At 65.9% G+C, this 3,309-nt stretch carries 4 protein-coding genes; all 4 read left to right on the plus strand.

Annotated elements, in window-relative coordinates:
• On the plus strand, positions 1-307 hold a 307-nt coding region (locus RMO40_RS21660), incomplete at its 5' end, for a GspMb/PilO family protein (protein ID WP_309725672.1).
• Positions 304-849: a hypothetical protein gene (locus tag RMO40_RS21665; protein WP_309725673.1), complete on the plus strand. Its 546-nt coding sequence runs from the start codon at positions 304-306 to the stop codon at positions 847-849. The genes RMO40_RS21660 and RMO40_RS21665, both read left to right, overlap by 4 nt.
• Before the next feature lie 26 nt (positions 850-875).
• Positions 876-2,822, plus strand: a complete 1,947-nt coding sequence (locus tag RMO40_RS21670; RefSeq protein WP_309725674.1) for a secretin N-terminal domain-containing protein — start codon at positions 876-878, stop codon at positions 2,820-2,822.
• Positions 2,823-2,866: 44 nt separating this feature from the next.
• Positions 2,867-3,309, plus strand: a 443-nt coding sequence (locus RMO40_RS21675) for a type II secretion system protein (RefSeq protein ID WP_309725675.1), incomplete at its 3' end; no start/stop codon positions are given.

Here is a 3,309-nt window from a genome sequence, read left to right on the forward strand (position 1 = left end):
CAGCGAGGTACCGCTGCTGTTGACCCAGATCCAGCAGACCGTGGTGAGCCAAGGTCTGGCGTGGACGGCCGCCGACTACAAACTCCTGCCCGCCACCGAAACCACCCCCAACACGCTGGAAGTGCGCTGCACGCTCAAAGGCAGCTACCCCAAGCTGCGTGCGGCCATGGCCCAGCTTCTGGGCACCGTGCCAGGCCTGACGGCGCGAGACCTCAGCATGAGCCGGGTCAACATCGACTCAGCCGAGGTCGACGCCAAGCTCAGCTTGGTCGTCTTCCTGCGAGACCAGGAAGCGGGCAGGCCATGAAGCAAACCCGCTTGGCCTGGTTGCTGGCCGTGATGAGTGTGTTGATCCTGTTGCGCTGGTTGGTCCCGCCGCGCAGCGAGGTGGCCGATGACGTGGTTGTGGCCGTCACACGACCAGAACGACCTGCCGCTGTGGCCACCGAGCCGCAGGCAACACAAGCGCAGCCCATCCCGCCCACCGACGTGCGCGACGTGGCGGGCAACGCCTTTGCAGTCCGCGTGGTCCGCCAGCCACCCGCTCCGCCACCACCACCGGTCATCAAGGTCAAAGCGTTCGTGGGCCCACCGGAGCCACCGCCGCCCGCGCCACCGCCCCCTCCGCCGCCCCCGCCACCGCTGCTAGTCGTGGGCACCTGGGACGACGGTGCGGCGCCCGGTGTGTTTGTGGCCACCGGCCAAGGCACGGTGCTGGCGCGCCTGGGCAGCGTGCTGCTGGCCGAATACCAAGTCACCGCCATCACGGCGCAACACATGTCGATCACGCATGCCGTCACCAAGCATGTGTGGCAGATCCCCGTTCCAAGAGCCACGGCCAACCGATGAAACCTCTGCTTCAAATTTCGCGGCCCATGCCTCGCGCGGGGGTGATCTTTGCGATCACCGGCGTGCTCATGCTGATGGGCGGCTGCGCCGGCTACCAGGCCTTCCGTGAGGGGCACGCCAAGCTCGCCGAAGGGCAGGCCGAGCCCGGCTTGTCCAAGCTGCGGCAAGCCATGGAAAAGGAGCCCAACAACCACGAGTACCGGCGCAGCTATTTCACCCAGCGTGAAGCGCAGGTCAACAGCCTGCTGCGCGAAGCCGATGCCGCGGTGGAGCAGGGCAACTTTGCTGCTGCGCGAGACCTCTTTGCCAAGGCATCCCGACTCGACGCTTCCAACGCCCGGGCCACCAACGGCACCGCTCGCACCGACGTGGCCGAGCGCCACTGGAAGGCGCTCGACGCCGCGGCCGAATTGGCACGCTCCGGCAGCATCGACGCCGCCGTTTCCAAGACCCAGCAAGTGGTTTCAGAAAACCCCAACCATCGCCGCGCCGCTTTCCAGCTGCGCCAGCTCATGCGCCAGCAGGCCGACACCACGGGCAAGGAGCTCGGCATCTACCCCAAGCTCAAGGCCGCCTACCGCGTGCCGGTGTCACTGAGCTTCACCAATGCGTCGCTGTTGCAGGTGTTCGAGGCGCTGAAGCAGGCCTCGGGCCTCAACTACATGATCGAACGCGACGTGCGGCCCGATTTGCGGGTGACCCTGTCGGTTGCCAACAAGCCGGTGGCTGACATCGTGCGTTTGCTGCTGGCCACCAACCAGCTCGAATCGCGGGTGCTCGACGACGACACCTTGTTGATCTACCCCAACACCGCTGCCAAGGCCGCCGAGTACCGCGAGATGGTGGTGCGCACCTTCTACCTGAGCAATGCCGATGCCGCCAAGGTGGCCAACGCCCTGCGCACCATCGCCAAGGTGCGTGACGTGGTGGTCGACGAAAAGCTCAACATGCTGATGGTGCGCGACTCGGCCGAGGTGGTGCGCCTGGCTGAAAAGCTCATCGCCTCGCAAGACATCGCCGAGCCCGAGGTGATGCTCGAGCTGGAGGTGCTGGAGGTCAGCGCCAACCGCCTGCTGGAGCTGGGCATCCGCTGGCCCGATTCGGTGTCGGCCAGTGTGGTGGGTGTCGACGGTGTGGCCGGCCAGCTGCGCCTCGACGAGCTGCGCAACCGAAACTCCGGCATGGTGCGACTGAACACCAACTCGCCGGTGGTGTCGGCTCAGTTGCGTGGCACCAAGGGCGACGCCACCTTGCTGGCCAACCCGCGCGTGCGGGTGCGCAACCGCCAGTCGGCCAAGATCTTGATTGGCGAGCGGGTGCCGGTCATCACCACCACATCGACCGCAGGCGTGGGCTCATCGCAATCGGTCAACTACCTCGACGTGGGCCTCAAGCTCGAGATTGAGCCGAGCATTTCGCTCGACGACGAGGTGTCGATGAAGATCGCGCTCGAGGTCTCCAACATTCTTGAGACGATCACGCGCCCCGGTACCGAGGCTTACCGCTTGGGCACACGCAACACATCCACCAGCCTGCGGGTGCGTGACGGCGAAACCAACATCCTTGCAGGCCTGATCCAGCGTGATGAGCGCCGCTCGAATACGGGCGTGCCGGGCTTGAACGAGATCCCCGTGCTGAGCAAGCTGTTTGGTGCGGCGACCGACAGTGATTCGCGCACCGAGATCGTGCTGCTCATCACGCCACGCATCGTGCGCAACCTCGACGTGCCGGGCGTCGGCTTGCAAGAGTTCTTGTCCGGTACGGAGTCATCGGTGGGAGCGACCCCGATCCAGTTGGGGACCCCGATGGGTGCCAACCCACCCAATCGGCCTCAACAGCCTGCCGGGCTGCCCATTTACCCGGTGCTGCCACAGCCCGTGCCTGCGTTGCCTGCTCGGCCCGATGCCCCAGCGGTGCCACCGGCGTTCACGCCGCCGCCTCTCGTGCCCGTGTCACCCGCCAAGCCGCAATGAGCGCGTGTGGCCAGACTCTCCCGCGCCCGACAGGCGGTTTCAGCTTGGTCGAGCTGCTCGTGGTTCTGGCCATCATGTCGGTGCTGGCCAGCATCGGCTTGCCGTTGGCTGAGTTGTCACACCAACGAAACAAGGAAGAAGAGCTTCGCCGCTCTTTGCGAGAGATACGCAGCGCGCTCGATGCCTACAAGCGCTTGTCCGATCAAGGCAGCATCCAGCGAGCCGCCGATGCCTCCGGCTATCCACCCAACCTGGAGCTGCTCGTCGACGGAGTGGCAGACGCGCGCTCGCCCAGCGGAACCAAGATCTATCTGATGCGAAGCCTGCCCCGCGACCCGTTTGCGCCAAGCAGCGTGCTCTCCGCGGCGCAGACCTGGGAGCCGCGCAGCTACGCCAGCCCACCCACCGACCCGAAGCCGGGCACCGACGTCTTCGACGTTCATTCACGCGCGCCTGGTATCGGGCTCAACGGTGTCGCCTACAAGGA

The organism is Rhizobacter sp., assembly GCF_031412075.1.
Lineage (GTDB): Bacteria > Pseudomonadota > Gammaproteobacteria > Burkholderiales > Burkholderiaceae_C > Rhizobacter.